Source organism: Stutzerimonas kirkiae (genome assembly GCF_004327335.1).
GTDB classification, from domain to species: domain Bacteria; phylum Pseudomonadota; class Gammaproteobacteria; order Pseudomonadales; family Pseudomonadaceae; genus Stutzerimonas; species Stutzerimonas kirkiae.
In genome coordinates this window covers 90,869-115,905 of the sequence record NZ_QJUO01000007.1, presented here as the reverse complement: position 1 = coordinate 115,905, position 25,037 = coordinate 90,869, and the positions used below count along the sequence as shown (strand labels likewise).

At 63.5% G+C, this 25,037-nt stretch carries 19 protein-coding genes; 5 read left to right on the top strand and 14 right to left on the bottom strand.

Annotated elements, in window-relative coordinates:
* Positions 1-1,710 precede the first annotated feature (1,710 nt).
* Complete coding sequence (locus tag DNJ95_RS06445; protein ID WP_131183905.1) at positions 1,711-2,928, top strand: site-specific integrase; 1,218 nt, start codon at positions 1,711-1,713, stop codon at positions 2,926-2,928.
* A 30-nt stretch (positions 2,929-2,958) separates the two neighbouring features.
* A complete protein-coding gene (locus DNJ95_RS06440) occupies positions 2,959-4,548 on the top strand; it encodes an ABC-F family ATPase (RefSeq protein ID WP_131183904.1) in 1,590 nt (529 codons plus the stop codon).
* Positions 4,549-4,661: 113 nt separating this feature from the next.
* Here the strand turns inward: DNJ95_RS06440 and DNJ95_RS06435 are convergent, their stop codons facing one another.
* Positions 4,662-5,147, bottom strand: coding sequence for a MarR family winged helix-turn-helix transcriptional regulator (locus DNJ95_RS06435; protein ID WP_131183903.1), 486 nt, complete (start codon positions 5,145-5,147; stop codon positions 4,662-4,664).
* An 80-nt stretch (positions 5,148-5,227) separates the two neighbouring features.
* Here DNJ95_RS06435 and DNJ95_RS06430 point away from each other — a divergent pair, with 80 nt between their 5' ends.
* The gene (locus DNJ95_RS06430; protein WP_131183902.1) at positions 5,228-6,139 is read left to right on the top strand and encodes a DMT family transporter; all 912 of its coding nucleotides are present in this window, start codon (positions 5,228-5,230) and stop codon (positions 6,137-6,139) included.
* Positions 6,140-6,320: 181 nt separating this feature from the next.
* Here the strand turns inward: DNJ95_RS06430 and hisN are convergent, their stop codons facing one another.
* The 13 genes from hisN to aroC all read right to left on the bottom strand — a co-directional run bounded on the left by hisN (position 6,321) and on the right by aroC (position 22,822).
* Positions 6,321-7,124, bottom strand: coding sequence for a histidinol-phosphatase (gene hisN, locus DNJ95_RS06425; RefSeq protein ID WP_131183901.1), 804 nt, complete (start codon positions 7,122-7,124; stop codon positions 6,321-6,323).
* A 14-nt stretch (positions 7,125-7,138) separates the two neighbouring features.
* Positions 7,139-8,074, bottom strand: coding sequence for a choline kinase family protein (locus DNJ95_RS06420; RefSeq protein ID WP_131183900.1), 936 nt, complete (start codon positions 8,072-8,074; stop codon positions 7,139-7,141).
* A 10-nt stretch (positions 8,075-8,084) separates the two neighbouring features.
* Positions 8,085-9,014, bottom strand: coding sequence for a phosphotransferase (locus DNJ95_RS06415; RefSeq protein WP_131183899.1), 930 nt, complete (start codon positions 9,012-9,014; stop codon positions 8,085-8,087).
* Between the two features lie 18 nt (positions 9,015-9,032).
* Entirely contained in the window at positions 9,033-10,295 is a 1,263-nt protein-coding gene (locus DNJ95_RS06410; RefSeq protein WP_131183898.1) for a M20 family metallo-hydrolase, read from the bottom strand.
* Positions 10,273-11,031 (bottom strand): DeoR/GlpR family DNA-binding transcription regulator, encoded by a 759-nt coding sequence (locus DNJ95_RS06405; RefSeq protein WP_131183897.1) that lies wholly within the window; start codon positions 11,029-11,031, stop codon positions 10,273-10,275. The genes DNJ95_RS06410 and DNJ95_RS06405 overlap by 23 nt, the downstream gene beginning before the upstream one ends.
* 88 nt (positions 11,032-11,119) lie before the next feature.
* Positions 11,120-12,940, bottom strand: coding sequence for a dipeptide ABC transporter ATP-binding protein (locus DNJ95_RS06400; RefSeq protein ID WP_131183896.1), 1,821 nt, complete (start codon positions 12,938-12,940; stop codon positions 11,120-11,122).
* Positions 12,940-13,848: an ABC transporter permease gene (locus DNJ95_RS06395; protein WP_131183895.1), complete on the bottom strand. Its 909-nt coding sequence runs from the start codon at positions 13,846-13,848 to the stop codon at positions 12,940-12,942. Before DNJ95_RS06395 ends, DNJ95_RS06400 begins: the two co-directional genes overlap by 1 nt.
* Position 13,849: 1 nt before the next feature.
* Positions 13,850-14,830 carry an ABC transporter permease gene (locus DNJ95_RS06390; protein WP_131183894.1) on the bottom strand — a complete coding sequence of 327 codons (981 nt, stop codon included), beginning with the start codon at positions 14,828-14,830 and terminating at the stop codon, positions 13,850-13,852.
* Positions 14,831-15,070: 240 nt separating this feature from the next.
* Complete coding sequence (locus DNJ95_RS06380) at positions 15,071-16,636, bottom strand: ABC transporter substrate-binding protein (RefSeq protein ID WP_131183893.1); 1,566 nt, start codon at positions 16,634-16,636, stop codon at positions 15,071-15,073.
* Between the two features lie 91 nt (positions 16,637-16,727).
* Positions 16,728-18,122 carry an amidase gene (locus tag DNJ95_RS06375; protein ID WP_242671880.1) on the bottom strand — a complete coding sequence of 465 codons (1,395 nt, stop codon included), beginning with the start codon at positions 18,120-18,122 and terminating at the stop codon, positions 16,728-16,730.
* A gap of 342 nt (positions 18,123-18,464) precedes the next feature.
* Entirely contained in the window at positions 18,465-20,546 is a 2,082-nt protein-coding gene (locus DNJ95_RS06370; RefSeq protein ID WP_131183891.1) for a BCCT family transporter, read from the bottom strand.
* A gap of 660 nt (positions 20,547-21,206) precedes the next feature.
* Complete coding sequence (locus DNJ95_RS06365) at positions 21,207-21,734, bottom strand: acireductone dioxygenase (RefSeq protein ID WP_131183890.1); 528 nt, start codon at positions 21,732-21,734, stop codon at positions 21,207-21,209.
* A complete protein-coding gene (gene aroC, locus DNJ95_RS06360) occupies positions 21,731-22,822 on the bottom strand; it encodes a chorismate synthase (RefSeq protein WP_131183889.1) in 1,092 nt (363 codons plus the stop codon). The genes DNJ95_RS06365 and aroC overlap by 4 nt, the downstream gene beginning before the upstream one ends.
* 280 nt (positions 22,823-23,102) lie before the next feature.
* On the opposite strand from aroC, the gene DNJ95_RS06355 reads away from it, so the two are divergent.
* Both DNJ95_RS06355 and DNJ95_RS06350 read left to right on the top strand, forming a co-directional pair.
* Positions 23,103-24,062, top strand: a complete 960-nt coding sequence (locus DNJ95_RS06355; protein ID WP_131183888.1) for an alpha/beta hydrolase — start codon at positions 23,103-23,105, stop codon at positions 24,060-24,062.
* A gap of 66 nt (positions 24,063-24,128) precedes the next feature.
* Entirely contained in the window at positions 24,129-24,920 is a 792-nt protein-coding gene (locus DNJ95_RS06350) for a hypothetical protein (protein ID WP_131183887.1), read from the top strand.
* Positions 24,921-25,037 lie beyond the last annotated feature (117 nt).

Below are 25,037 nucleotides of genomic sequence, written 5' to 3'. Positions count from 1 at the left end.
ATGAAGAAACAAGCAGCGGCTAAAATCAGTCGTAACTGCGCCCCCTAGGAGATCTAACAGGGAGTCATGATGCCAAGCGTGGGTATAACCCTGGGTAACAGAGCAGTACGAGCACGGCCGAGGAAGGTGATGCTGAGGCTACGATCACGATAAAGCTCTAGCCCCTGCTGGATGAGGACACACGAAGATCCTTCGAGCGAGGCCAATCGACCATTCTGTATGAAGAGCCAGTCATCGCCGCACTTTACGCCTTGTGTTTATGCGGTGCGCAATGGGGCGAAGGCACTTCGACGAGACAGACCATTTGCTGGTGGGTGTGCAACGTACCAAGATCGCCGACCTCTTCTCCTACGCGACGGCGACCTACTCAGAGCCATTTTTCCGAAGCACAGTGCAGGTCTACAGCTGAGAGGCACATAACCGCTCCGGCCGATCAGTTCTCCATCCTGATCAGATGCACACTTGCAACCTCCTCTACTGCCAGTGCCTCGGCATAGCCACACCAGATCCTAACATTCAGCTGGCCCTCACAGACTAATCAACGTCTATAGCTTTTCACCATAAACTATCTATATCGGAAAATTTTCTGTTTTCGCCATACGCTACAGGCAGCTCACCTACATATAGCCCAAGGAATTCGCTAAAGACATATTGAATACTTTGCGACCTCTATCTATGGGAAAACCAATCTGCACTCACCATAGGCTGTTCTCACATTGAAACGCTCGCCATCTAGACGGGAATCCTCACCCTGCCTATCTATGGAGAAACAAGCCTGTTTTCACCATGCCGAAAATCACAACCAGAGCAAATGCAAAAGACAAACTACCTCAGCGTCCTTATCTATGGTGAAGACAGGCTATTTTTACGATGCTGCCTATGACGGATACCAAAGGATCTTCGTAAAATCAGCAGCACCATCTGTTCAGAAGGATTAGGGATTAGCTATTGCATATTTACGGCTCCGTGTTCGGATGAGGACTCACATCCATCGGAGCACTGATATGCCTCACTCGAAGAACCTTCGCAGATCACCCTGGCGAACCTTGATCATCTGCATGCCGCCACTGCTTCTGCTGACCATCACAATCGAAACATCCATCGCACAGCCAAACACTGCTGGCTCTACAGACGTATGTATCAGCCAGATCAAGGTTGCATTGGTGAAGCTGCTGCTATTGGCTGCCTTCCACGTAGCCCCGATCCTGTGGTTGGCAGAGCTGCTCAAAGGGGCGCGTTCCAACGTCCACAGTTCGCTATTAAACCTCCGAATGCCCATAGCCACATGGGCCGCAGCCTGCTTGCTTATAGGCTGGCGCCTATGGCCCATTCTAAGCAATAGCCCGCTCTGTCGATGATCTCTATCCGACATACCCACTAACGGACTTCCCTCGAAGGTACTTCGTGCCACCGTTCCGTGCCCCTCCCAAGGGTGCAGATTGACCTGTCTCAGCGAAAAATTCTGCTCACGATATGGACATCAAGAGACGGAGGGATGAGAGCTGGGTCAATGAGCACAAAAGAGCGATTAGCTACTGCCGCTACAGGGCGGCCTTTTACCCTGGACAAGATTTCTGAAAAGCAAATGGCCGAGTTGCTTGGTACCAGCGTGCGTGCGCTTCAGGCACGCCGAGCACGTAAACAAATTCCCGAAGGCGTTTGGATAAAAAAAGGTCGCCAAATAATTTATAGCAAAAGGAGATATGAGGAATGGCTCGAAAGCCAGTGGACTTGCCCACAGGAGTGGAAATCATCGGACAGTCAATCCGAATCCGCTTCATGTGGGAAGGAACGCGACGATGTGAAACGCTACCCTATTCCCCGACGCAAAAAGGGATCAAGATTGCATCCAATCTTCGAGATCAAGTAATTCAATCCATCAAGCTGGGGATAATGGATGAGGCTAAATATGCCGAATTCTTCCCAAACTCGGCTCTGGCCGAATCGGCTAAGATGAAAATCCCTTCTTTTGGGGAATATACGCAGCTCTGGTTAGATAGCCGGGAGATCGTCAAAGGTACTCGCAACAACTACAAGAGCTCGCTGAACAATTATTGGATACCACATATTGCCCTGAAACGAATTGACCTGATCACCCCGACCACCATCCGACGAATCATAACGAACACAGAGTGGTCATCAAACAGCGTGAAGCGTAATGCGCTGGTAAAGCTTTCCAGCATCTTGGAAGCAGCCGTTAATGACGACCTTATAGCCAAGAATCCAGCTGCCCGAATTGAGAAACCACGAAAGGCCAAGAAGATAATCGACCCATTCAGCCGTGACGAAGCCGAGCAGATCATCGGATATCTCTACGCCAATCTCAGCCGATATTCACGAATTTATGCTGCTTTCTACGAATTCATGTTTTTCACAGGCATGCGTCCTGGCGAAGCAATGGCCCTTCGCTGGGATGAAATCGACGAAGAAGAGTGTCGCGCCCACGTCTGCCGAATCGTGGTCGACAGAGAGATTCAGGAACGGGTGAAAACCAAGCACGAACGCCAGGTTCTGCTCAATGAGCGGGCACTGAACGCTCTACAAGAAGCGAGACGCATCGCCAAGCTGAAGAAGATGGCCTCGGCATCCTCATTCGCCGAAAGCCCTTTCGTCTTCCCACCAAGCAAAGGCGGGCTGTGGATCAAGGAGCCAAGTGTTACTATTAAGCACTTTCACGCCGCGCTGGATGCCTTGGGTATCCGTAGGCGCCGGCAATACGACGCCCGACACACCTACGCAACCATGTGCCTGATGGCCGGTATGAACCCCGCGTTCATAGCAAGCCAGCTCGGGCATAGCGTGCAGATGTTGCTCTCGACCTATGCCAAATGGCTGAGCTCGGCCTCCGATTGGAACGAGCTCGAAAAGCTGCCTGCCAGAATCAAAAATGGTACGGAATTGGTACAGGCAACCGAGGAAGGCGATTAACCACCGCTGTAACACCCGCAGGACAAACCCTTGATTTCTACCGCTAACATCACCATGCAGTTCGGCGCCAAGCCGCTGTTCGAAAACGTTTCCGTCAAGTTCTCCGGAGGCAACCGCTACGGCCTGATCGGCGCCAATGGCTGCGGCAAGTCGACCTTCATGAAGATTCTTGGCGGCGAGCTGGAGCCTTCGGGTGGACAGGTGATGCTCGAACCCAACGTGCGCCTGGGCAAGCTGCGCCAGGACCAGTTCGCCTACGAAGACTTCACGGTCATCGACACCGTGATCATGGGCCATGAGGAACTCTGGCAGGTCAAGGCCGAGCGCGACCGGATCTACGCGCTGCCGGAAATGAGCGAGGAAGACGGCATGGCCGTGGCCGAGCTGGAAGTACAGTTCGCCGAGTTCGACGGCTATACCGCCGAGTCCCGTGCCGGCGAATTGCTGCTGGGCCTGGGCATTCCGCTGGACCAGCACTTCGGCCCCATGAACGCCGTGGCACCGGGCTGGAAGCTGCGCGTGCTGCTGGCGCAAGCGCTGTTCTCCGACCCTGAGGTACTGTTGCTGGACGAACCGACCAACCACCTGGATATCAACACCATCCGCTGGCTGGAAAGCGTACTGACCGTACGCAACAGCACCATGATCATCATTTCCCACGATCGTCACTTCCTTAACAGCGTGTGCACGCACATGGCCGACCTGGACTACGGCGAGCTGCGCCTGTTCCCCGGCAACTACGACGAGTACATGACCGCCGCGACGCAATCACGTGAACAACTGCTGTCGGATAACGCCAAGAAGAAAGCACAGATCGCCGAATTGCAGACCTTCGTCAGCCGTTTCTCCGCCAACGCCTCCAAGGCCAAGCAGGCCACTTCGCGGGCCAAGCAGATCGACAAGATCCAACTGGCCGAGGTCAAGCCGTCCAGCCGTGTCAGCCCGTTCATCCGTTTCGAGCAGACCAAGAAGCTGCACCGCCAGGCGGTCACCCTTGAGGCAGTGAGCCAGGGCTACGACGGCACGGCGCTGTTCAAGAACCTCAACCTGCTGATCGAGGCCGGCGAGCGCGTGGCGATCATCGGCCCCAACGGTATCGGCAAGACCACGCTGCTGCGCACCCTGGTTGGCGACATGCCGGCCATGAACGGCGAGGTGAAATGGACCGAGAGTGCCGAGATCGGTTACTTCGCCCAGGACCATGCCGACGACTTCGCCGAGGATCTCAGCCTGTTCGACTGGATGGGCCAATGGACCCAGGGCGGCGAGCAACTGATCCGCGGCACCCTGGGGCGCATGCTGTTTTCCAACGATGAAATCCAGAAGTCGGTGAAAGTGATTTCCGGTGGCGAGCAGGGCCGCATGCTGTTCGGCAAGCTGATCCTGCAGAAGCCCAACGTGCTGGTGATGGACGAACCGACCAACCACCTGGACATGGAATCCATCGAGGCGCTCAACCTGGCGCTGGAGAACTACCCGGGCACGCTGGTCTTCGTCAGCCACGACCGCGAGTTCGTCAGTTCCCTGGCCAGCCGTATCATCGAGCTGTCGGAGAATGGCGTGACCGACTTCAGCGGCAGCTACGACGACTATCTGCGCAGCCAGGGCGTGCAGGTCTAGGGCTGGCGGCTGGACGAAAGAACGTGTAGCCGATATTTTTCGTCCAGCTTTCAGCCTCCAGCGCTTTTATCGAAGCGCCTTGCCGTTGATAACTGCATAGCACGATCGCCCTGCTAACATCCCCTGAGCAACTTGCCCAGCAGCTCGTAGAGCGCCCGTTGCTCTTCCCTGCTCATTCCCGCCAGTACACGCTGCTCGTTCGCCACGTGCAGCGTCATCAGTTCCTCGATCAGCGCGAACCCTTGCTGGGTCAGGGCCACCAGCACGCCACGCCGGTCATGGGGGTGCTTGCGGCGCTCGATCAGCCCGGCTCTTTCCAACCGGTCGATACGGTTGGTCATGCCGCCTGACGAAATCATCGCGCTCTCGTACAGCACCGTCGGCGTCAGCGCATAGGGCTCGCCCGAGCGGCGCAAGGTGGCCAGCACGTCGAACTCGCCGGATTGCAGGCCATGCTCGGCGAACAGCGGGTTGAGATGGTCGCGGGCAACCACCTGCGCCGCTTCCCCCAGCCGCCCCAGCACGCCCATCGGCAGAGGATCGAGGTCCGGGCGTTGCGCTTGCCACTGGGCCATGGCGATTTCAGCGCGATCCGGCATATGACGCTCCACTTATCTTGATACTAAGATACTTTTCATCGAGACTGTCGCGATCATACCCCACCGGCAAGGGAGCCGACATGGCAAACCGTCACACCAGCCTCTGGCTTCCTCTGCTCCTGCTGGTCAGCACCGGCGGCCTGATGGGCCTGACCAACAATCTGGTCAAACAGGCCGTCGCCAGCGGCTGGCAGCCGCTGAGCTTCCTGATGCTGAGCCTGCTGGGCAGCGGCCTGCTGCTGGCGCTGCTGGCCGTCGCCAGGGGCGAATATCCGGGGTTGCGCAAACAACACTTTCGCTACTACCTGGTCGCCGCGCTGCTCAGCGCCAGCCTGCCGCATTCCCTGCTGTTCAGTGCCGTGACGCACACCGGCGCCGGCTTCGCCTCGATATGCCTGGCCTTCCCGCCGCTGTTCACCTATCTCATGGCACTGTCATTGAACATGGAACGCCTGCGCCCTCTACGCCTGGCCGGGCTCCTGCTCGGCCTGCTGGGCGCAGTGCTGCTGACCCTGGACAAATTCGCCGGGGCAAACCCCAGCCCCTGGGCGCTGGCGCTGCTGTGCACGCCGGTGCTGCTGGCGCTGGGCAATATCTACCGCACGCGCCACTGGCCCGCCGGCGCCAGCCCGCTGTCCCTGGCGCCCGGCATGCTGCTGGCCGCCGCGCTGCAATTATTGCCCGTGGTACTGCTGGGCGGAGCCCCCTGGCTGCCGGAACAGGGCGGGCGGGCCGTGCCTGCGCAACTGGCGGCGCAGACAGCCCTGTTCGCCCTCACCTACGCACTGTTCTTCCTCCTGCAACGCATCGCCGGCCCGGTCTATCTCAGCCAGGTCGGCGCGGTAGCCGCCATCGCCGGCACCGCCATCGCCGTCGGCCTGCTCGGCGAATCGGCCAGCCCCGCCATGCTGCTGGCTCTGCTGGCGGTGATCGGCGGTGTACTGCTGGTCAGCCTGAATCCCCCCACGCCTGGAGACAGGCATGGGAACTGAGCGCTTGTTGACGGGCATCACGCTGGTGCTGCCAGTATCGCGTCAAATATCCAGTGGCGCAGTGGGTAACGGTGGGTTTGCCCAGGGTGCGCCGAGTGCCTGGGTGCGCACGGTGCCGCTATCGTTGGTGCGCACGGCGCACCCTACGCCAGAGCTACAGGCCGACAGGGCCTGACGAGGATCAGGGCTGCCCGTCCACATAGGGCCTGAGCCGCTCGAGCAGCCGGGCATGCAGGGCCGGGTCGCCACAGGCGAGGATGGCGCCGCCGTGCTGGGCGTCGCCACCGTCCCAGGTGGTCATGCGCCCGCCCGCCGCCTCGACGATCGGGATCAGCGCCTGCACGTCATAGGGCATCAGGCTCGCCTCGATCACCACGTCCACCAGCCCCTGCGCCAGCAGGCAGTAGGCATAGCAATCGCCACCCATGCGCAGCAACTGGGCTTCACCGGCAATCGCCTCGAAGCCGGCGCGCAACGCTGGTGTGGTGAAGATTTCCAGGCTGGTGGCCATCACCCGCGCCTGCGCGAGGTCGGCGCAGGGACGCGTGGCGATGGGTACGCCGTTGAGCCAGGCACCGTTTGGCGTACCCAGGTAACGCTCGCCGGTGAACGGCTGGTTCATGACGCCGATGCGCGGGCGGGCGCCGTCATTGAGCGCGATCAGGGTGCCCCACAGCGGCAGGCCGGTGATAAAGGCACGGGTGCCGTCGATGGGGTCGAGCACCCAGGTATAGGGCTCGCTGCCGGTGACACTGGCCTCCTCCTCACCGAGCACGCCATGCCCCGGGTAGCGCGTGGCGATCAGTTCACGCATGGCGCGTTCGGCGCCCTGGTCGGCCACCGTGACCGGATCGTAGCCGGCCTTGCCCTTGTCCACGACGGCCAGGGGCACGCGGAAGTGCGGCATCGCGGCCTCGCCGGCGACCCGTGCCAACTGGTGCGCGAAGGCGGTGAACTGGTCGATCTGTTCAGGTGTCAGCGACATGGATTACCTCGTTTTCAGACCTGGCGCAGCCAGGATTCCCACTGGGAGTTGCGCATCACGCTACGGGCGCGCATGTGCTTCCAGAAGCCATATTTGTAATAGTCGAATTCCAGCGATGAGACCGCCCGTTGCACCATGGCCCAGGTCGACCACTTCAGGTCGGCCAGCGCCTTGTGCAACTTGATGCGCGCCACGTCCCGCGGGCGCACGGCACCGAAGTAGTCCTCGATCACTTCCAGCTCCAGCGCCTCGGGGAAGAACATTTCGCCGAACCACAACGCCAGTTCGTAGTGGCGATCGTTGTTGGAGGCGTATTCGAAGTCCACCAGGCGGATGTCGCCGGCCTGGTTGAGCATGAAATTGCCGGCCAGGGTGTCGTTCATGCAGGGCACCAGGTCCAGCCCCGAGGCTTCCAGCGCCTGGCGCGCACGCTGGTACTGCAGGGTCAGCCAGTCATGGTCCGGCGGCGTGCTCGCGCCCAGCTCGCGAACCTGCCGGTAGTGCTCGTCGATCATGTCGAACACCGTCTTGGTCTGGATCAGCGAGCCCTGCGAGTTGAACGCCTTGAGGCCACGGGCCGCCCCCAGGCGCACGTCACGCTCGAGGAAGTCCCGGTTGCTGGCTGGGCGCCAGCCTTCGATGAACTCGAAGATTTCCACGCCCTGCTCCGGCAGATAGCCGACCACCGGAACCCCATAGCCGGTCGCCGCGGCCTTCAGGCTGGCGTCATGGGCGGTATCGCGGCGGATGAACATCTCGGTGCCGGTGCCCGGAATCTTCACGAAATAATCGCATGGCGCCCCGGCGATATGCACACGCCAGTTGGTATTGGAAATACCCCCGCTGACCGGTGCATAGCTGGCAGCCTTGCCGCGCCATTCGGGCAGGCCGTGGATGGCCGCCTCCAGCGCCTGTTCCGGTGGAGTCTGTGCAGTACCCAGGGTTTTCATCGTCGCCTCCTCAGAGCAATCGCAGCCAGCTTTCGAAGCGTGGATCGGCCAGGCCGTCGCGCAGGCGCAACAGGGTCCACTGGCCGACCTTGGAGAATTCCACCTCACGCTGGGTGACACTGCCGGCCCACAGCCCCCAGAGCGTCCATATCCAGTCATCGAGCAGGGCATGCAGGCGGCAGCGGGCGTAATCCGGCTCGCGGCAGGCGCCGTTCCACAACTCGATGCCGAGGCGCCACTGGTCCTCGAACTGGTACAGCTCGTTGAGGGTGGCAGCCAGGTCGTACCAGGGGTCGAACAGGCTGGAACGGTCGAAATCCACCAGCATCAGGCGCTCGCCGGCGAGGATGACATTGCTCGCCACCCCGTCGCCGTGGATCGGCGTGACGCGCCAGCCGGAGCGCGTCAGGGCGGCCCGCACCAGATCGATGCACTGGTCGATCCAGGCCGCGTCTTCCGGCAGCAGCACCCGGTCCTGTACACAGCGCCGGCGCAGCCAGTCCAGGGTTTCCAGCGGGGTGCGCCCGAGCGGCGCGGCCGGGCAGGCATGCAGGGCCTTTTTCGCCGCGAACAACTGGGTCAGGCGCTCGGCCGACAGCAGGTCGTCGACCCGGCTCCAGCGGCTGCCCTCGGGCAAGGCGGCGAACACCAGCACGCCCTGTTGCGGGGCCTGGGCCACCAGTTCAGGGGTCACCCCGCTGGCGGCGAACAACTGGCTGGCACGGGCGCTGGCGGGCACGTCGATCCAGGCCGCGGTATCGTCGAACAGCACCTTGGCGTGGTAACGCGCGCCCTGGCACTCGAATGCATAACCCTGCCATTCCGTGGCCAGGCGCAACGGCGAGGCCACCGCGGCGGTCACCTCCACGGGTTCGCTGGCGGCGGCGAAGCCCAGGGTTCCCAGGCAGTCATTCAGTCGTTCGAGAGGGCTGGACAGCATGAGACAACTCCTCCGCTCTTACAGGGCAAGGCGGCCAATACTGGCGCGATAGAGAAATTCGGTGAGCACATGCAGGCCGTTATGCAAGTCACGTTCCTGGGTCAGCTCGCCCTCGTTGTGGGCGATACCGCCCTCGCTGGGGATGAACACCAGCACGCTCGGATACTTGCGGCTCATGCTGATGGCGTCATGGCCGGACACGGTGACGCTGTCCACGCAGGGCAGCGCCAGCTCATGGCAAATCGCCTGCACGGCATCGCCCAGGGCTGGTTCCAGGTGCGCCGGCGCGCGCACCTGTTCGCTGAGCACCTGATAGCCGCAACCGGTCGCACTGGCGACAGCGTCGAGCTCGCTGTGCAGGCGTGCGCAGGCTTCCTCCAACAGCGCCGGTCGCGCCGAGCGCAGCTCGACGAAGCAGGTCACCCGCGACGGCACCACGTTCGGCGAATTGGGGTAGATATCCAGCTTGCCCACCGAGGAATGCAAAGCGCTGCCGAATTCGTCGCTCAGACGCCGGGTGGCATCGATGCAGCGTGCCGCCGCCCACAGTGCATCGATGCGCGCGGCCATCGGCGTCGGCCCGGTGTGGGCCTGGACACCGTTGAAACGCAGCGACAGCTTGATCGCCGCCCAGGTGCTGCGCACCACGCCGATGGCCGCGGCGCGCTCGGACAGGCCGGTGCCCTGCTCGACATGCACTTCGGCATAGCCGGCCACCGGCAATTCGACACGGGCGGCGCCCAGGTAACCGATCTCGCCGAGCGCCTGGCCGAGCGTCACCCCCTTGGCATCGGTGGCGGCGTGGGCCTGCGCCGCATCCAGCTCGCCGATGAAGTAGGAGCTGCCGATCAGGCTCGGCTGGAAGCGCGCGCCCTCTTCGTTGGTCCAGTCGACCAGCGCCAGGTTGAAGCGCGGCGCGACACCGGCCTGGCGATGCAGACGGGAGACCCGGGCCACCGCCACGGCGCCGGCGATCACGCCATAGGCGCCGTCGAAACGGCCCGCGGTCGGCTGGCTGTCGAGATGGGAACCACAGAGGATATAGGGCGCGGCGGGGTCGAAGGTGGCCAGGCCGAACAGATTGCCTGCCGGGTCGACCCTGACGTCGAGGTCATGCGCCTCGAGCCACTGGCTGAGCAGGTCGCGCACCTGCCCATCTTCGCGCGAGGCCGCCAGGCGGTGCAGGCCGCCGGCCGGGGTGGCGCCGATGCGTGAACTCTCGGCGAACAACTGGTCGAAACCCTCTATATCGATGGCGCTAGGGGGTAAGCACTGTGACATTGGCCTGCTCCAGACAGACGGCGAATGCGTCCGGCAAAGGTTTGCTGGTGACCAGGCAGTCCACCTGGTCGAAGGGGATGGTGCGAATGAAGGTGCGCAGCCCGACCTTGCCCGAGTCGGCCAGGATCACCCGCTGCTTGGCATGGCTGCACAGCAGTCGGCGCAGCAGCGCCTCGGGTTCCTCGTAGTCCATGAAGCCGACCTCGAGGTCGATGCCGCCGATGCCCATGAAGGCAATGTCGAAGTGGAACTGCTCGACGAACGCCAGGGTGTGGCTGCCGATCAGCGCGCTGTCGTTGCGGCGGACGCTGCCGGGCACCAGCGTCACGCGGTTGTCGCTGGTCTGGTTGAGCAGTTGCGCGATATCCAGCGAGTTGGTGAACAGGTTCAGCGAGCCGAAGCGATCCAGCCGGGCGGCCAGCGCCTGGGTGGTGGTGCCGGTGTCGAGGAAGATCGACATGCCGTCGCGGATCAGCCCCAGGGCCTTCTGCGCAATGCGCGCCTTTTCCTGCGGGCGGATACGGCTGCGCACGCCGAGCGGTTGCTCGGTGCTGGTGTTGGGCAGGATCGCCCCGCCATGGATGCGCCGCAGCTTGCCCAGTTCCTCCAGCCCCTTGAGGTCGCGGCGGATGGTCTCGTCCGAGACATGCAGGGCCTCGGCCAGCTCCAGCACGCTGACACGCTGCTGCAGCGTCAGGCGGCGCATGATTTCATCGAAACGGGGTTGGCTCAGCATGGCGGTCGCTCCTGGGCAAAAGCGCCAGTCTGCCCCATGCCTGCGGCGAAGTCAGGTAGGCCGCCATGGCGCTGCGGCGCGGCGCGCATCAGGCCAGACCCCGTGTGAGCGGCGACTCGACCGCTGGCGGGCGGCGGTTGAGGTGGCAGGCGGTGTAGCCGGCCGCGCCCTCGCGGCGGTCCAGCGTCGGCGAGACACTGGCGCAGATCTCCATGGCCCTGGGGCAGCGGGTGCGGAACGCGCAGCCCTGCGGCACGTCGATCGGGCTCGGTGGCTCGCCTTCGAGCAGGTACTCGCTGGCGGCGAAGGGGTTGTCCTCGAGGGTCGATACGGCGCTGAGCAAGGCGCGGGTATAAGGATGGCCAGGGTTGCTGAAAAGTGTCTGGTTATCCGTGACCTCGACCATCTCGCCCAGGTACATCACCGCGATCCGATCGCAACTGCGGCGCACCATCGCCAGGTCGTGGGAAATGAAGATGTAGGTCAGGCCGTGCTTCTTCTGCAGGCGATCGAACAGCTCCAGCAGCTTCTGCTGTTCGCCCGGGTCCAGCGAGCTGAGGGTTTCATCGAGGATGATCAGCTTAGGCGACAGGATCAGCGCCCGGGCGATGGCGATGCGCTGGCGCTGGGCGCCGTTCAGGTTCAGCGCCAGGTGGTCGTGCAGCGCAGGGTCCAGACCGACCTCGGCCATGGCCGCGAGCACCCGCTCGCGCAATTGCGCCTTGCCCAGCCGCTGGTGGATCAGCAGCGGCTCGGCGATCATGCGGCCGATGGTCATGCGTGGCGGCAGCGAGTTGAACGGGTCCTGCAACAACAACTGAAACTGCTGGCGCAGCTTCACCAGTTGCTTCTTCGGCAGGAAGCTGAGGGACTGGCCGAACAGCTCGATATCGCCCTTCTCGGGTATTTCCAGCCAGGCGAGGATACGTGTCAGGGTCGACTTGCCGCAGCCCGATTCGCCGACGATGGCGAAGTTCTCGCCGGGGAAGACATCGAAGGTCGCCTGGCGCACGGCTTTCACCGCACGGCGCTGGTGGTGGTAGGTCTGGGCCACATCGAGCACCGCCATGGAGGGCATGACGCCTTCATGGCTGTGCACCGGCCGCGCCTCGACATTGCGCCAGAGCCCCGGCTGCTGGGCGATCAGCCGCCGCGTGGCGGCATGCGCGGGGTCGCCCAGCAGGGCGTGCGACTCACCCTCCTCCACCACCGCGCCCTGATCGAGGACCAGCAGGCGGTCGGCCACGTCGCGGGCAATCGCCGGCGAGCTGGTCAGGTAGAGGATGGCGGTGCGGTGCTCGCGCGCGACCCGGCGGACCAGCCGCAGGATCTGCGCGCCGACAGTCACATCCAGCGGCTGGGTGATATTGTCGGCGACCAGAAAGTCCGGATCGCCCAGCAGGGCATCGACGATCATCACCCGCTGCAGCATGCCGCCGCTGAACTGGAACGGATATTCCTCCAGCCGCGCCTCCGGCGAAGGGATGCGCACGTCGCTGAGCAACTGCACGATGCGCCGCCGCCCTTCCGCCCGGCCGATACCCGGCCGCGCCGCGCGCAGGCGTTCCATCAATTGCTTGCCGACCGTCAGCGTGGGGTTCAGCGCACTGCTCGGGTCGCCGCCGACGAAACCGATGCGGGTACGCTGGCCACGCGCCATGGACGCCAGTTGCGGCGCCGCGATGCTCGACTCACCGACCCGCAGGGTACCGCCGAGCGCGGCGAGGTCGCGCCCCAGCCAGCCGGCCAGCGCCTTGGCCAGCACCGTCTTGCCGGCGCCACTGTCGCCAATCACCCCGAGCACCTCGCCGGGGGCGATGGCGAACGACACCCGGTCGACCAGCAGCTTGCCGGTGGCCGCCACGGCAACCGAGAAATCCGCCACGCTTACGCTCACCTGGCTGCTCATCACTTGCCTCCGTAGACACGGTTGCGGGCACGCTCCAGCGCCGAGCCCATGAGGTTGATACTGGTCAGCAGAACCACCAGCAGCAGTCCCGGAATGGTGGCGATCCACCAGGCATTGATCAGGTATTTGCGGCCATCGGCGATGACATTGCCGAAGGTCGGGGTCGGCGGCTGCACGCCCAGGCCGAGGAAACCCAGGATGGACTCGCAGATCACCATGCGCGCGATATCCAGCACCGCGACGAACAGCACCGGCGGGATGATGTTGGGTACCACCAGCAGCGCGATGATGCGCAGGTCGGAAGCTCCCATGATGCGGGCGCTACGCACATAGTCGCGGTTGCGCTCGGCCAGCGCCGCGCTGCGTACCACGCGGGCATACAGCGGCCAGCCGGACAGCCCCAGCACGAGGATGATGGCCCCCACCGAGGGCCGCGCCGCGCCCAGCACGGCGATCGCCAGGATGATCATCGGGATCGACAGCTGCACATCGGTGATGCGCATGATCAGCGTATCGGTCAGCCGCCCCTTGAACCCGGAGAGGGTGCCCAGGGTGCAGCCGATGGCCAGCATCAGCAGCACCGTGCAGATGCCGATCAGCAGCGAATAGCGCAGGCCGATGCAGGCCCGCACCAGCATATCGCGCCCGAGCTGGTCGGTCCCCAGCGGGTGCGCCCACTGGAAGCCATCGAAGAACAGCGGCGGCAGGAAACGCGACTTGATGTTCATCGCGTTGGGGTCGATGCCCGACAACCAGGGATAGAGCAGGCAGCCGGCGACCATGATGGCGAACACCAGTGTGCCGATCCTGCCGCCCCAGGAGCCCAGGGCCAGTTGCAGTATCTGCCGGGCCGGCGATGCCACCGGCTGCACCCCGGCGCTTGGCGAATGGCTGAGAATATCGGTCATGTCAGTGATCCAGACGCGGGTCGATGAGCACCGCGATGAAGTCGACGATGATGTTGATGCAGACGAAGATGACTGCGGTCAGGATGGCGATGCCCTGGATCAGCGGGAAATCCCGCTGCAGCACCGCCTGGATGGTCAGCAGGCCCAGGCCCGGGTAGTCGAAGATGAACTCGATCACCAGCACCCCGCCGATCAGCGCCGAGAGCTGGATGCCCAGCAGGTTCAGCAAGGGCACGCTGGCATTGCGCAGGGCATGGCCGAACACCACCCGTGCACGGCCGATACCGCGCGAGCGGGCCGCGGCGATGAAGGGCTGGGTCATGATCTCGGCGATCGACACCGACAGCGTGCGGGTGAGAAAGGGGATCAGCTCCACCGCCAGCACGATGGCCGGCAGCCAGGTATAGCTGAAGCCACCGTAGCCGATCGCCGGCACCCATTTGAGCTGCACCGAGAGGACCAGGATCAGTACGATGCCAAGCCAGAAGTTGGGCAGCGAGACGAAGATCGAGCCAGTGAAGAACGCCAGCTTGTCCTGCCACTTGCCGGGGTTGAGGCCGGCGGGTATGCCCAGCGCCAGCGATACCAGCAACGCGATGAGCAAAGCCAGCCCCGCCAGTTGCAGGGTATAGGGCAGCGCTCGCATGATCAGCTCGGCGACTTCGGCGCGCTCGCTGCGGGTCGGGTCGTCGTAGGCCGCGCCGCCCATGGTGGCGCCGCTCTTCGGGCGGATGAAGGATTGCCCCATGTCGCCCTGCACCAGCCCGGCCAGATAGCGGCCGTACTGCACCAGCATCGGGTCGCGCAGGCCCAGGTCCCTGGCGGCCTGCTCGACCACGTGATCGGGCGCCATGCCGCCGACGATCAGGCGCACCGGGTCGCCCGACATCACCCGCAGCAAGGTGAAGATCAGCAAGGACACGAGCAGGACGATGAAGGCACCCTGCCCCAATCGCTTGCCCAGGTAATAGAGCTTGTCCACGTCGGTGCTCCCGGTCGGCAGGCAGCGGCATCCCTTCCCGCCGTAGCGGGCGGGATGCAGCGGGTTTCAGAAGACGGCGCCGGGCGGCGCCGCGTGGTTCAGAACCTGTTCACGATCTCGCGAGCCAGGTCCTGCAAGGCAAAAACAGGCGAGGAAGCGGAGTTTACAAGTGGTAAATGAGCATTCCGAGCCTGTTTTTAACGCAGCAGGGCCGACGCGCAGCAGATCGTGAGCAGGTTCTCAGACGTACTCGGCGGCGGCGGCATCCATCTGCCCGTTGGGGTAGATGAACAGCCCCTTCAGGTCCGCGCGCATGGCATGGAAGAACACCGAGGTGAAGAGCGCGTAGGACGGCACCTTGGCCGCCAGCAGCGGCAGGGTCTCCGTCTGCAGCACGCGCTTGCGTTCCTCCAGGTCCTCGATGCCCTGCTCCTTGTCCAGCGCAGCATCGATTTCCTTGTCCTCGATGCCGGTGATGCGCTTTGAACTGGAGTGGAAGTGGGTGCGCAGCACCAGATCCGGCTCCGGCGAGCCGGAAGCCCAGCCACAGTCGATCATATGGCCGGGGCCGCCATTGGGGCGGTCGTATAGCCGCTCGTTCCAGGCGGCCACTTCCATCACGTTGAGCTCCACCGGGAAACCCTGCGCCTGCAGCATGGCGGTGATCAGCTCGCCGTACTCCTGGGTCTTGGGGTAGAAACCGACCGAAGTGATGTACTCCAGCGGCGGCAGACCCTGGCCGTTCGGATAGCCGGCCTCGGCCAGCAGCGCCTGGCATTTCTGCGGGTCGAACTCCGGATAGTTCGGCACATCGGTGTAGCCGAACTTGACCGGCGAGATATGCGAGGCGCAGGGGTGGCCGGCCTCGCCGAGTAGTTCGAGGATCATCTCGCGGTCGATCGCGTGGCAGGCGGCCAGGCGCACCCGCGGGTCATTGAACGGCGGCTTGGAACAGCGGAACCACAGGTACTTGTTCTCCACCGAGACCAGCTTGTGCAGCGCCATGTCCTTGCGTTTCTGGATGGTCTGGATCTGCTCGGGCTCCAGGCGCTCGATCAGGTCGGCCTCGCCATTGAGCAACGCCATGACCCGGGTGGTGGCATCGCCGACGAAGACGAAGTTCAGGCCGGGGATCTTCGGCTTGCCCAGGTAGTAGCCGTCGAAGGCCTCGAGCACCGAGGTGTTGCCCTTCTGTTCGACGAAGCGGAACGGCCCGGTGCCATTCGCTCTCTGCGACAGACTGCCGGCCTCGATATCGTTGGCGGACATGATCGGCAGGAACGCCGACAACAGGATATAGAGGCTGGCCGGATAACCCTGCTCGCTGGTGTCGACACGGCAGGTGTAGTCATCCAGCACATGCACCTTGCAGGTTCCCGGATAGTTCTGCGCCGGGCGATCCGGGCGCGACGCGTACTCGAAGGTGGCCTTCACGTCCCTGGCCGAGAACGGGCTGCCATCATGGAAACTGATGCCCTTCTTCAGGGTGATTTCCAGGGTGTGGCGATCGATCGGCGTGATCGACTCGGCCAGCTCCATCTTCAGTTCATCGGGGTTGGCCATGGTCATCGGCGCCCGGCACAGCGTACCGAACACGAAACTCTCCAGGTTCATCTGCGCCAGCGTGCTGTGGGAGGACGGGTCCCAGTTGCCGGTCAGGTTTTCCGCCGAGTAGAAGGTCAGTGTCCTGCCCTCGGCGGCGAAGGCCGAACTCATCAGGAAATCCGGGTTGATCCTGACGGCCATGGCGGCCGCACCGGCGATCGAAGCCCCTTTCAAAAACTTTCGGCGATTGATACTTGGCATCGTTTGACTCCTTTATATCCGTGAATGCAAAAAGCGATTGGCAAAGGTGACGCCGGGCAGGCTTCTGCACGGCCTGCTCTGGGCGCGCGGGTCACAAGTCCGGGATGCGCTGCTCCCAGGGGTTGATCGCCTCCAGGTGGGCGCACAGGTTGAACACGGCGCCCTCCTGATGGCGCGCGCCCACCACCTGCAGGCCGATCGGCAGGCCCTCGCGGCTGACGCCACAGGGAATGCTCGCCGCCGGGTTGCCGGTGATGTTGAAGGGATAGGTGAAGGGGGTCCACGCCGCCCATGGCACCAGCGAATCCGGGCGCTCGAAGCCTGGCGGCGCGACCGCATCGGCGCTGAACGGCAACACCGGCAGCGTCGGCAGCAGCAGCAGGTCATAACCCTCGAACAACTGCTGCACCTGGTTGGAGAACTGCGCGCGCGCCCGGCTGGCATCCAGGTACTGCTCCAGGTCGAAACGCCCGGCCCCCTCGATAAGCCTGGCGAACCCCGGGTCGAGCAAGTCCAGGCGGTCCGCCAGGGTCTTGCCGTAGGCGATCCCGCGGCCGGCCGCCCAGAGGGTCTCGAATATGCGTACCGGGTCCTGCCAGTCCAGGTGGATTTCCTCGACCGCAACGCCCAGCTCCTCGCGCATCTGCGACACCGCGGCGTCCACCGCGGCGGCGATCTGCGGATCGACGGCGACATCGAACAGCGTCCTGCAGTAAGCCACCCGGAGCGGCACCAGGGGTGCCTCGCACGCGGCCAGGTAGGATGCCTGCGGGGCCGGCAGCGCCTGATGGTCCAGCGCGTCCGGCCCGCTCAGCACATCGAACAGCAGCGCGCTGTCACGCACGGTGCGGGTGATCGGCCCGGCATGGCTGAGCATCTCGGTGGCCGACCAGGGCCAGGTCGGGATGCGCCCGAGCGTGGCCTTGAGCGCGAAGGTGCCACAGAAGGCGCTGGGAATGCGCACCGAACCGCCGCCATCCGAACCGAGCGCGGCCGGCACCATGCGCGCCGCCACCGCAATCGCCGAACCGGAACTGGACCCGCCGCTGGTCAGCCGCTGGTCCCAGGGTGTACGGCCATTACCGAACACCCGCGAAGTGCTCGCGCCCGTCCAGCCGAACTCGGTGGTCGCGGTCTTGCCGAGGATGATGCCGCCAGCCTGCTTCAGGCGGCGAATGATCGGTGCGTCCCGCTCGGGCACGAAATCCAGGGCCGTCAGCGAACCCCGCGTGGTACGCAGGCCCTGGGTGTAGAACAGATCCTTGATGCCGAAAGGCACACCGTGCAATGGCCCGCGCACCCGCCCGACACGAGCCTCCCGCGCCATCTCGCGGGCCTGCTCCAGCGCCGCCTCCTCGTAAAGATCGCCAAACGCATTAAGTGACTGATTTGTTGATTTTATTGAATCTATGCAATCCCTTACCAGGGACGCCGGATCAAGACGACACTCCCGTATCGCTGCCGATGCATCAAGGACACTAGGTATTTTTGCGAAATCGCTCATATCTCGGCCTTCTACCGAAAAGGAGATGTTTGGCTCGAGTGATATTTGGCTATTTTGGATTTAAACCGTCAAGTGGGTTTTGTTGATTTTGTTGATTATTTTCGCCCCAAAACCATGCGTATCGCGACATTTCGCACCGAGGCAGTGCAAACCCACCACAAGGCAGGAAAAGCAGCGCATCCGCAGACAAAAACGCCGGCCTGCCTGAGGCAAGCCGGCGCACACATCGTATGCACGCGCCGGGTGCGCCATGCGCACCCGGGCGATCGACAGCTATCCCTGGTACGCGGCGGCGCACCCTGCGCAAGGCTGTCGCGACAGTTGCTAGCTGCCCTTCTCGGATGCTCCTTCGCCACCCTCCTGCTGCAGCATTTCATCGTGCTCGGCCATGTTCCACGGCAGGTTGCCGGGGGAGATATGCAGGAAGTGCAGGTACTTCTCGAACTGGTCGAGGATATCGCTGATGATCTCCGCCTTGTCGTAGCCATAGATGTCGTAGGACTGTCCGCCACGGCGCAGGAACACCTCGGCCCGATAGTAGTGCTCGTCCGCCTCCTCGGAACGGTCCATCTGCGGGTAGGCGAAGGATGGCCGGGCGTATTCGCGCAGGCGTATCTCGTAGAGGAAGTCGAGCTGCTCGGGCTTGACCACCTCCAGCCAGGCGCGCCCCAGATCGTCGTCGTAGCTCACCCGGGCCGGCCAGCCTTGTTCCTCCAGGCCCTTGCCAACGCGGATCATGCTCGGCAGCACGGTGCGCCGGACGAAATGCTCGACCTCATCCTTGCGCGGAAAATTGACGATCCCGGCCAGGCGCTTCTTCCACAGTGTCGGCCCGTTCGGCGCACAGTAGCGCCCGGCCTGCTGCGAATAGCGCATGCTGGTTTCCCGGTGCCCTTCGATCACCAGCGCCCGCCACATGCCCAACGCCGACAGCAGCATGATGATGGCGAACGGCAGCGCACTGGCGATAGCCATGCTCTGCAATGCCTTGAGACCGCCCGCCAGCAGCAGCACCGAAGCCAGGGTGCCACTGAGGATGGCCCAGAAGGCCCGCTGCCAGACCGGCGTATTCATCACTCCGCCAGAGGCCAGCGAGTCGACTACCAGCGCCCCGGAGTCCGCCGAGGTGACGAAGAACAGGGCGATCAGCAGGATAGTGATGCCGGAGACGATGGAAGTCAGCGGCAACAGTTCGAACAGCTTGAACAAGGCGATGGCGTTATCGGCCTTCACCTCGCCGATCAGCGAGGTATAGCCTTCGTTGATGATCAGGTGCAGGGCGGTGTCGCCGAACACCGAGAACCAGAAGAAGGTGAAGAGGGTCGGCACCAGCATCACGCCGAAGACGAACTGGCGAATGGTGCGGCCCCGGCTGATCTTGGCGATGAACAGACCAACGAAGGGCGCCCAGGCGATGGTCCAGCCGAAGATGAACAGCGTCCAGTTGCCGATCCAGTCGCTGCGCGAGTAAGCCTGCAGGTTGAAGGTGCGCTCGACGATATTGTTCAGGTAGCGCCCGGTGTTCTCCAGAAAGGTTTCCAGGATGAAGATGGTCGGGCCGACCAGGAACACGAACAGCATCAACGCCGTGGCGATCACCATATTGAGGATCGCCAGGGTCTTGATGCCTTTGTCCATGCCCGCCACCACCGAGCCCATGGTCATGGTGGTGATGACCGCGATACAGGCGATCTGCACGCCGGTGCTGACCGGAATGTCATTCCACAGGTAGTTCATCCCGGCATTCATCTGCGCTACGGACAACCCCAGGGTGGTGGCGATGCCGAACAACGTGCCAAGGATGGCGAAGATATCCACCGCATGCCCGATCGGCCCATAGATACGGTCGCCGATCAGCGGGTAGAGTGCGGAACGGATCGCCAGCGGCAGCCCATGGCGAAAGGAAAAATACGCCAGCACCAGCCCGACCAGCCCGTAGATCGCCCAGATATGAAAGCCCCAATGGAAGAAGGCGATCTGCATGGCCTGCCGTGCCGCATCCAGCGTCTGCCCCTGCGCGCCTTCGGGTGGGTCGGCGTAATGCAGCACTGGCTCGGCCACCCCGAAGAACAGCAAGGCAATGCCATAGCCCGCGGAAAACAACATGGCGAACCAGGCCGGGAAGCTGTACTGCGGCTCGGCATGATCCGGCCCCAGCTTGATGCGCCCCCACTTGCTGCAGGCCACCAGCACCACGAACATCAGGAACAGTGACACGGCCAGCATATAGAACCAGCCAAAATTAGCGGTGATATACGCCAGCATCGAGGCGAAGGCCTCGCTGGCTAATTCCGGTCGGCTGATGGTGCCGACCACCAGCAAGGTGGCGAACAATACAGCGGGGATGAAAACGGGCCAGAGAATCGTGGTCTGCCAGCGCGATGGCCTGGCTTGCGGATCGGACATGAGCGAATGCTCCTTTCGCTGATGAGAAGGCGTGATCGTGACGATCATGAAGAGAGCGGGAAGGTTTCCCGGATGTTGCAGGGCAGGACCTTGCGGCCCAGGCGACGATTAGGACAACGCAAGCGCCATTAAAGTGCCACCCGGCTCGGCATGGCTGCGGGAACGGCCTTGGCCGCGAAGTTTCGAACGATGCCGGAGCAAACCGCCGGGAAGGAACAGGCCCAGGCTAGAGGGGTGAGCTTGCAGCCGTTGCAGGGTGCGCCATCTCCCCGACGCGCACGGCGCACCCTGCGTGGATACCGCCCCCAGCTTCCGACTGCTTCTACCCGATCGCAGCCCTTCGAACACGTGAAACACAGGGGATCAGAGGCATGTCTTTCAACGTCCTTGCCAGAACGAATAGCGGGGAAACGCGGCTACAGGCGGCCGGCCATATGCGGACTTCCCCCCTCGCGGGAAAAGGGCTGCCGCCAGACAGTCCGGGGCCGAGTGCTATTGCAGCAACGCCCTGGCGGGCGCCTCTTCCCCAGCCCTTCTCCCGCAAGAGGAGAAGGGAGCCCGTAGTGCGCCACACCTGAGCCATACGCTTGACCGACAGGGTGAAGGGCTCGAGCAGCGGCTTCTCTCCGCAAGCCGCACAAACATGTTAAGGCATGGGGCTCAGAGCCCCAGGTCGTCCAGCCCTGGAAAGCGCTCGGCGATCGGGTTTCCGCTCGCCTCCGACTCCCCGTCACGGGTGCAGCGGATCACCACGAAATAGGGGTTATCGCCCATGTCCAGCCAGTGCAGCGTGCCCGCGGGAAGGATGAGCAGATCATGCCGCTCGCACAGCACCCGGTAGACATACTCGCCATGCGGCAGGCTGATCAGCGCCCGGCCAGACAGGCATAGCAATGCCTCGCCGCCAACCTGGCGATGCTCGCCCAGGCGCCCCGCCAGGCTCGGATGATCATGGCGAAGCAGCGCATGCTCAGAGTAGCCCCCCCCCTCCAGCAATGCGGCGACCGGCTGCCGGTAGGCCGCCAGCAGCTCATCGCCGGTCGCCGTGGCCGAGAGCGGTGCATCCGGCTGCCAGCGCTCCAGAGTGACAGCGAGCGGTGCCAGTTCGGCGGCGATGTCCTCATGGTGGGTCAACATCTTGAGCGGCTGCTCGGGATGCTCTTGCTGATAGATGCCCAGAATGCTCATAGCTGCCCCAACACCGGCGTATTCACCTGCACATTGGCATTCTGCGCCCGATGGCGCAGCAGGTGATCGAGCAGCACGATGGCCATCATCGCCTCGGCGATGGGCGTGGCGCGAATGCCGACGCAGGGGTCGTGGCGCCCCTTGGTCACCACATCCACCGGATTGCCATCGACATCGATGGAACGCCCCGGCATGGTGATACTGGAAGTCGGCTTCAAGGCGATATGGGCGACGATCGGCTGGCCACTGGAAATACCGCCGAGGATGCCGCCGGCGTTGTTGGACATGAACCCCTCGGGCGTCAACTCGTCGCGATGCTCGGTGCCACGCTGGGCGACGCTGGCGAAACCGGCGCCGATCTCGACGCCCTTGACCGCGTTGATGCTCATCAGGGCATGGGCCAGGTCGGCGTCCAGGCGATCGAAGATCGGCTCACCGAGGCCCGGCAGCACCCCTTCGGCGACCACGGTGATCTTCGCCCCGACCGAATCCTGGTCCCGCCGCAACTGGTCCATATAGGCCTCCAGCTCCGGCACCTTGTCCGCATCGGGGCAAAAGAAAGCGTTCTGCCCGACACTGTCCCAGCCCTTGAATGGAATCTCGATGGGGCCGAGCTGGCTCATATAGCCACGCACGGTAATGCCGAGGCTGGCCAGGTACTTCTTGGCAATCGCGCCCGCGGCCACCCGCATGGCGGTTTCCCGCGCGGAACTGCGGCCACCGCCCCGGTAGTCGCGCAGCCCGTACTTATGGTGATAGGTGTAATCGGCATGGGCCGGGCGGAACAGATCCTTGATCGCCGAATAATCCTTGGACTTCTGGTCGGTGTTGCGGATCAACAGGCCGATGGCGCAGCCAGTGGTACGCCCCTCGAACACGCCGGAGAGGATTTCCACCTCGTCGGCCTCCTGGCGCTGGGTGGTATGCCGGCTGGTGCCCGGCTTGCGCCGGTCAAGATCGCGCTGCAGGTCCTCCAGGGAAAGCTCCAGGCCCGGCGGGCAACCGTCGACGATGGCGACCAGGGCCGGACCATGGCTCTCGCCGGCGGTGGTGACGGTGAACAGCTTGCCGTAGGTATTGCCGGACATGCAGGACGCTCCGCGATCAGCCTGTAGGAAAAGTCAGGCAGTATACCTGAGCGCCGCCGGCTTGCCGCCACTCGGCGTTTCGAACCCGCCCCGGCTCACGGTCGCAGGCCCAGGATGATCGCGCGCCGTCTCGCTGGAGCGGATTGGCAATAGAGTGTCTGGTCAATCGGGGGCGTACCGCACGACCACCCCCGCACTTTCCTCTCTCCCGACACTCCAAGATCGCAACCGTACCGTGGCACCTTATATAGTGCTTCCCCGAACCGACGCCAGACACTCCATGCGCCTCCTACTACTGCTCACGACCTTCCTGATGCTCATGCCCAACGCCTTTTCCCACAGCCTGCTCAGCCAGCCGATGCAGCAGAAGATCGATAGCGGAACGCTATACGGCACCCTGCTGCTGCCCAAGCGCGACCACCCCGTCCCGGTCGCCCTGCTGATCGCCGGCTCCGGCCCCACCGATCGCGACGGCAACAACCCCCAGGCCCACAGCGACACCCTGAAAAAACTCGCCCAGGCCCTTGCCCGCCAGGGCATCGCCAGCCTGCGCTACGACAAGCGCGGCATCGCCGCCAGCCGCGCGACCGCGCCGGACGAGCGCGACCTGAGCCTGGAAGGCTACGTCGAGGACGCCCTGGCCTGGTCGCGCACCCTACAGGCTGACCCACGCCTCGGCCCCCTGCTGCTGGTCGGCCACAGCGAAGGCGCCTTGGTCGCCAGCCTGGCCGCCCCCCACAGCGGTGCGGCGGCATTGATCAGCCTGGCCGGCAGTGGCCGACCGCTCGACCTGCTGCTGCGCGAGCAACTGCAGGGGCGCCTGCCTCCGGCACTGCTGGCCAGCAGCGGTTACCTGCTCGACGAACTCAAGGCCGGACGCCAGGTCGACGAAGTGCCAGCGCCCCTGCACGCCCTGTTCAGGCCCAGCGTGCAGCCCTACCTGATTACCCTGCTGCGCCAGGACCCGGCCCACGCCCTCGCCGCGGTACGGATACCGACGCTGATCGCCCAGGGCCGCAACGACATCCAGGTGCAGGTCAAGGATGCGCAACGGCTGCATCAGGCCAGGCCTGACGCGCAACTGGCGCTGATCGACGGCATGAACCATATGCTGCGCATCGTTCCCGAGCACGGCCTGCAGCAATTGGCCTCCTACGACGATGCGCACCTGCCTATCGCTCACGAATTGCTGAAAGCGATCGGTGAATTCCTGCGAAACAATGCCATCCTGCCAGCATGAAGTTAGACTGGTCGCCGCCGATAACACTAACGACGCGCCCAGCCTGTAGCCAACGAGATGCCAGGAATGACCGACACGCCCGAGACGCCCATAGCGCCCGCCGAGAATGCCGAGAACGCCGAACAAGTACCGCCAGCGCACCCCTGGGCGGAGCTGGCCCCCGAGCGCTTCCGTCTGTTGCGCCTGGCGCCCCTGGCCGCCGACAAATACACCGGGCCCCGCCCGCTGCGCTTCGTCGAACTGGCCCAGGTGGAGCGTCACAGCCCGGAGGAAAGCCTGCTGCGGCTGTTCATCCATCAAACCGGGCAGAAACGCTCGCACAAGCAGAACACCCTGGAAGTCTGGGCCGATCACGAAAACAAGACCCTGCGCTTCGGCCCGGAAAGTGGCCTGAGCATCGTTCCGGCCAATCGCGGGCTGGGCCGCTTCCTGCTGGCCCAGGCGGTACTCTGGGCCCAGAAGAGCTGGTCGCACTATCTGGTCGAGGGCGGCACCCTCGCGGAAAACGGCCACGAGGAACAGCGCCAGTTGCGCGACCATTTCCTGCAGACCCAGGGCTTCGATGTCGAGTACAACCTCGAGCACCAGTTCAAGGGCAGCTATTCGGCGCCTCGTGTCAGCGCCTTGCGCGGCGACTGGAACCAGGACAAGGTCCAGATCATCGAACTGCTGGATTCGGCCAGCATGCTCGAACAGGCCGACCAGAATCTTGCCAAGCAGGAAGCCCACATCGCCGAACTGCAGGAACAGATAGCCAAATACCGACGCGAAGACGGCGGCCTGCGCTTTACCATCGTCTGCCTGATCGCCTTCTGCCTGTTCCAGGCCGGCCTGCTGATCTGGATCGCGACCCGTTGATGCATCTTCGGCATCCATCGGCAATCGCAGTACAATTTCGCCACATAGACGCAACTATCCGGCGGATGGCAGGTATGATGTCGCCCTTCACCGCCAAGAAAATTACCACTCCCTGGA

Excerpts from the sequence above, each read along its gene's own strand:
- DNJ95_RS06445 (WP_131183905.1), top strand. The coding sequence starts at position 1,711 with ATGGCTCGAAAGCCAGTGGACTTGCCCACAGGAGTGGAAATCATCGGA.
- DNJ95_RS06435 (WP_131183903.1), bottom strand. The coding sequence starts at position 5,147 with ATGCCGGATCGCGCTGAAATCGCCATGGCCCAGTGGCAAGCGCAACGC.
- DNJ95_RS06430 (WP_131183902.1), top strand. The coding sequence starts at position 5,228 with ATGGCAAACCGTCACACCAGCCTCTGGCTTCCTCTGCTCCTGCTGGTC.
- hisN (WP_131183901.1), bottom strand. The coding sequence starts at position 7,124 with ATGTCGCTGACACCTGAACAGATCGACCAGTTCACCGCCTTCGCGCAC.
- DNJ95_RS06420 (WP_131183900.1), bottom strand. The coding sequence starts at position 8,074 with ATGAAAACCCTGGGTACTGCACAGACTCCACCGGAACAGGCGCTGGAG.
- DNJ95_RS06415 (WP_131183899.1), bottom strand. The coding sequence starts at position 9,014 with ATGCTGTCCAGCCCTCTCGAACGACTGAATGACTGCCTGGGAACCCTG.
- DNJ95_RS06410 (WP_131183898.1), bottom strand. The coding sequence starts at position 10,295 with ATGTCACAGTGCTTACCCCCTAGCGCCATCGATATAGAGGGTTTCGAC.
- DNJ95_RS06405 (WP_131183897.1), bottom strand. The coding sequence starts at position 11,031 with ATGCTGAGCCAACCCCGTTTCGATGAAATCATGCGCCGCCTGACGCTG.
- DNJ95_RS06400 (WP_131183896.1), bottom strand. The coding sequence starts at position 12,940 with ATGAGCAGCCAGGTGAGCGTAAGCGTGGCGGATTTCTCGGTTGCCGTG.
- DNJ95_RS06395 (WP_131183895.1), bottom strand. The coding sequence starts at position 13,848 with ATGACCGATATTCTCAGCCATTCGCCAAGCGCCGGGGTGCAGCCGGTG.
- DNJ95_RS06380 (WP_131183893.1), bottom strand. The coding sequence starts at position 16,636 with ATGCCAAGTATCAATCGCCGAAAGTTTTTGAAAGGGGCTTCGATCGCC.
- DNJ95_RS06370 (WP_131183891.1), bottom strand. The coding sequence starts at position 20,546 with ATGTCCGATCCGCAAGCCAGGCCATCGCGCTGGCAGACCACGATTCTC.
- DNJ95_RS06365 (WP_131183890.1), bottom strand. The coding sequence starts at position 21,734 with ATGAGCATTCTGGGCATCTATCAGCAAGAGCATCCCGAGCAGCCGCTC.
- aroC (WP_131183889.1), bottom strand. The coding sequence starts at position 22,822 with ATGTCCGGCAATACCTACGGCAAGCTGTTCACCGTCACCACCGCCGGC.
- DNJ95_RS06355 (WP_131183888.1), top strand. The coding sequence starts at position 23,103 with ATGCGCCTCCTACTACTGCTCACGACCTTCCTGATGCTCATGCCCAAC.
- DNJ95_RS06350 (WP_131183887.1), top strand. The coding sequence starts at position 24,129 with ATGACCGACACGCCCGAGACGCCCATAGCGCCCGCCGAGAATGCCGAG.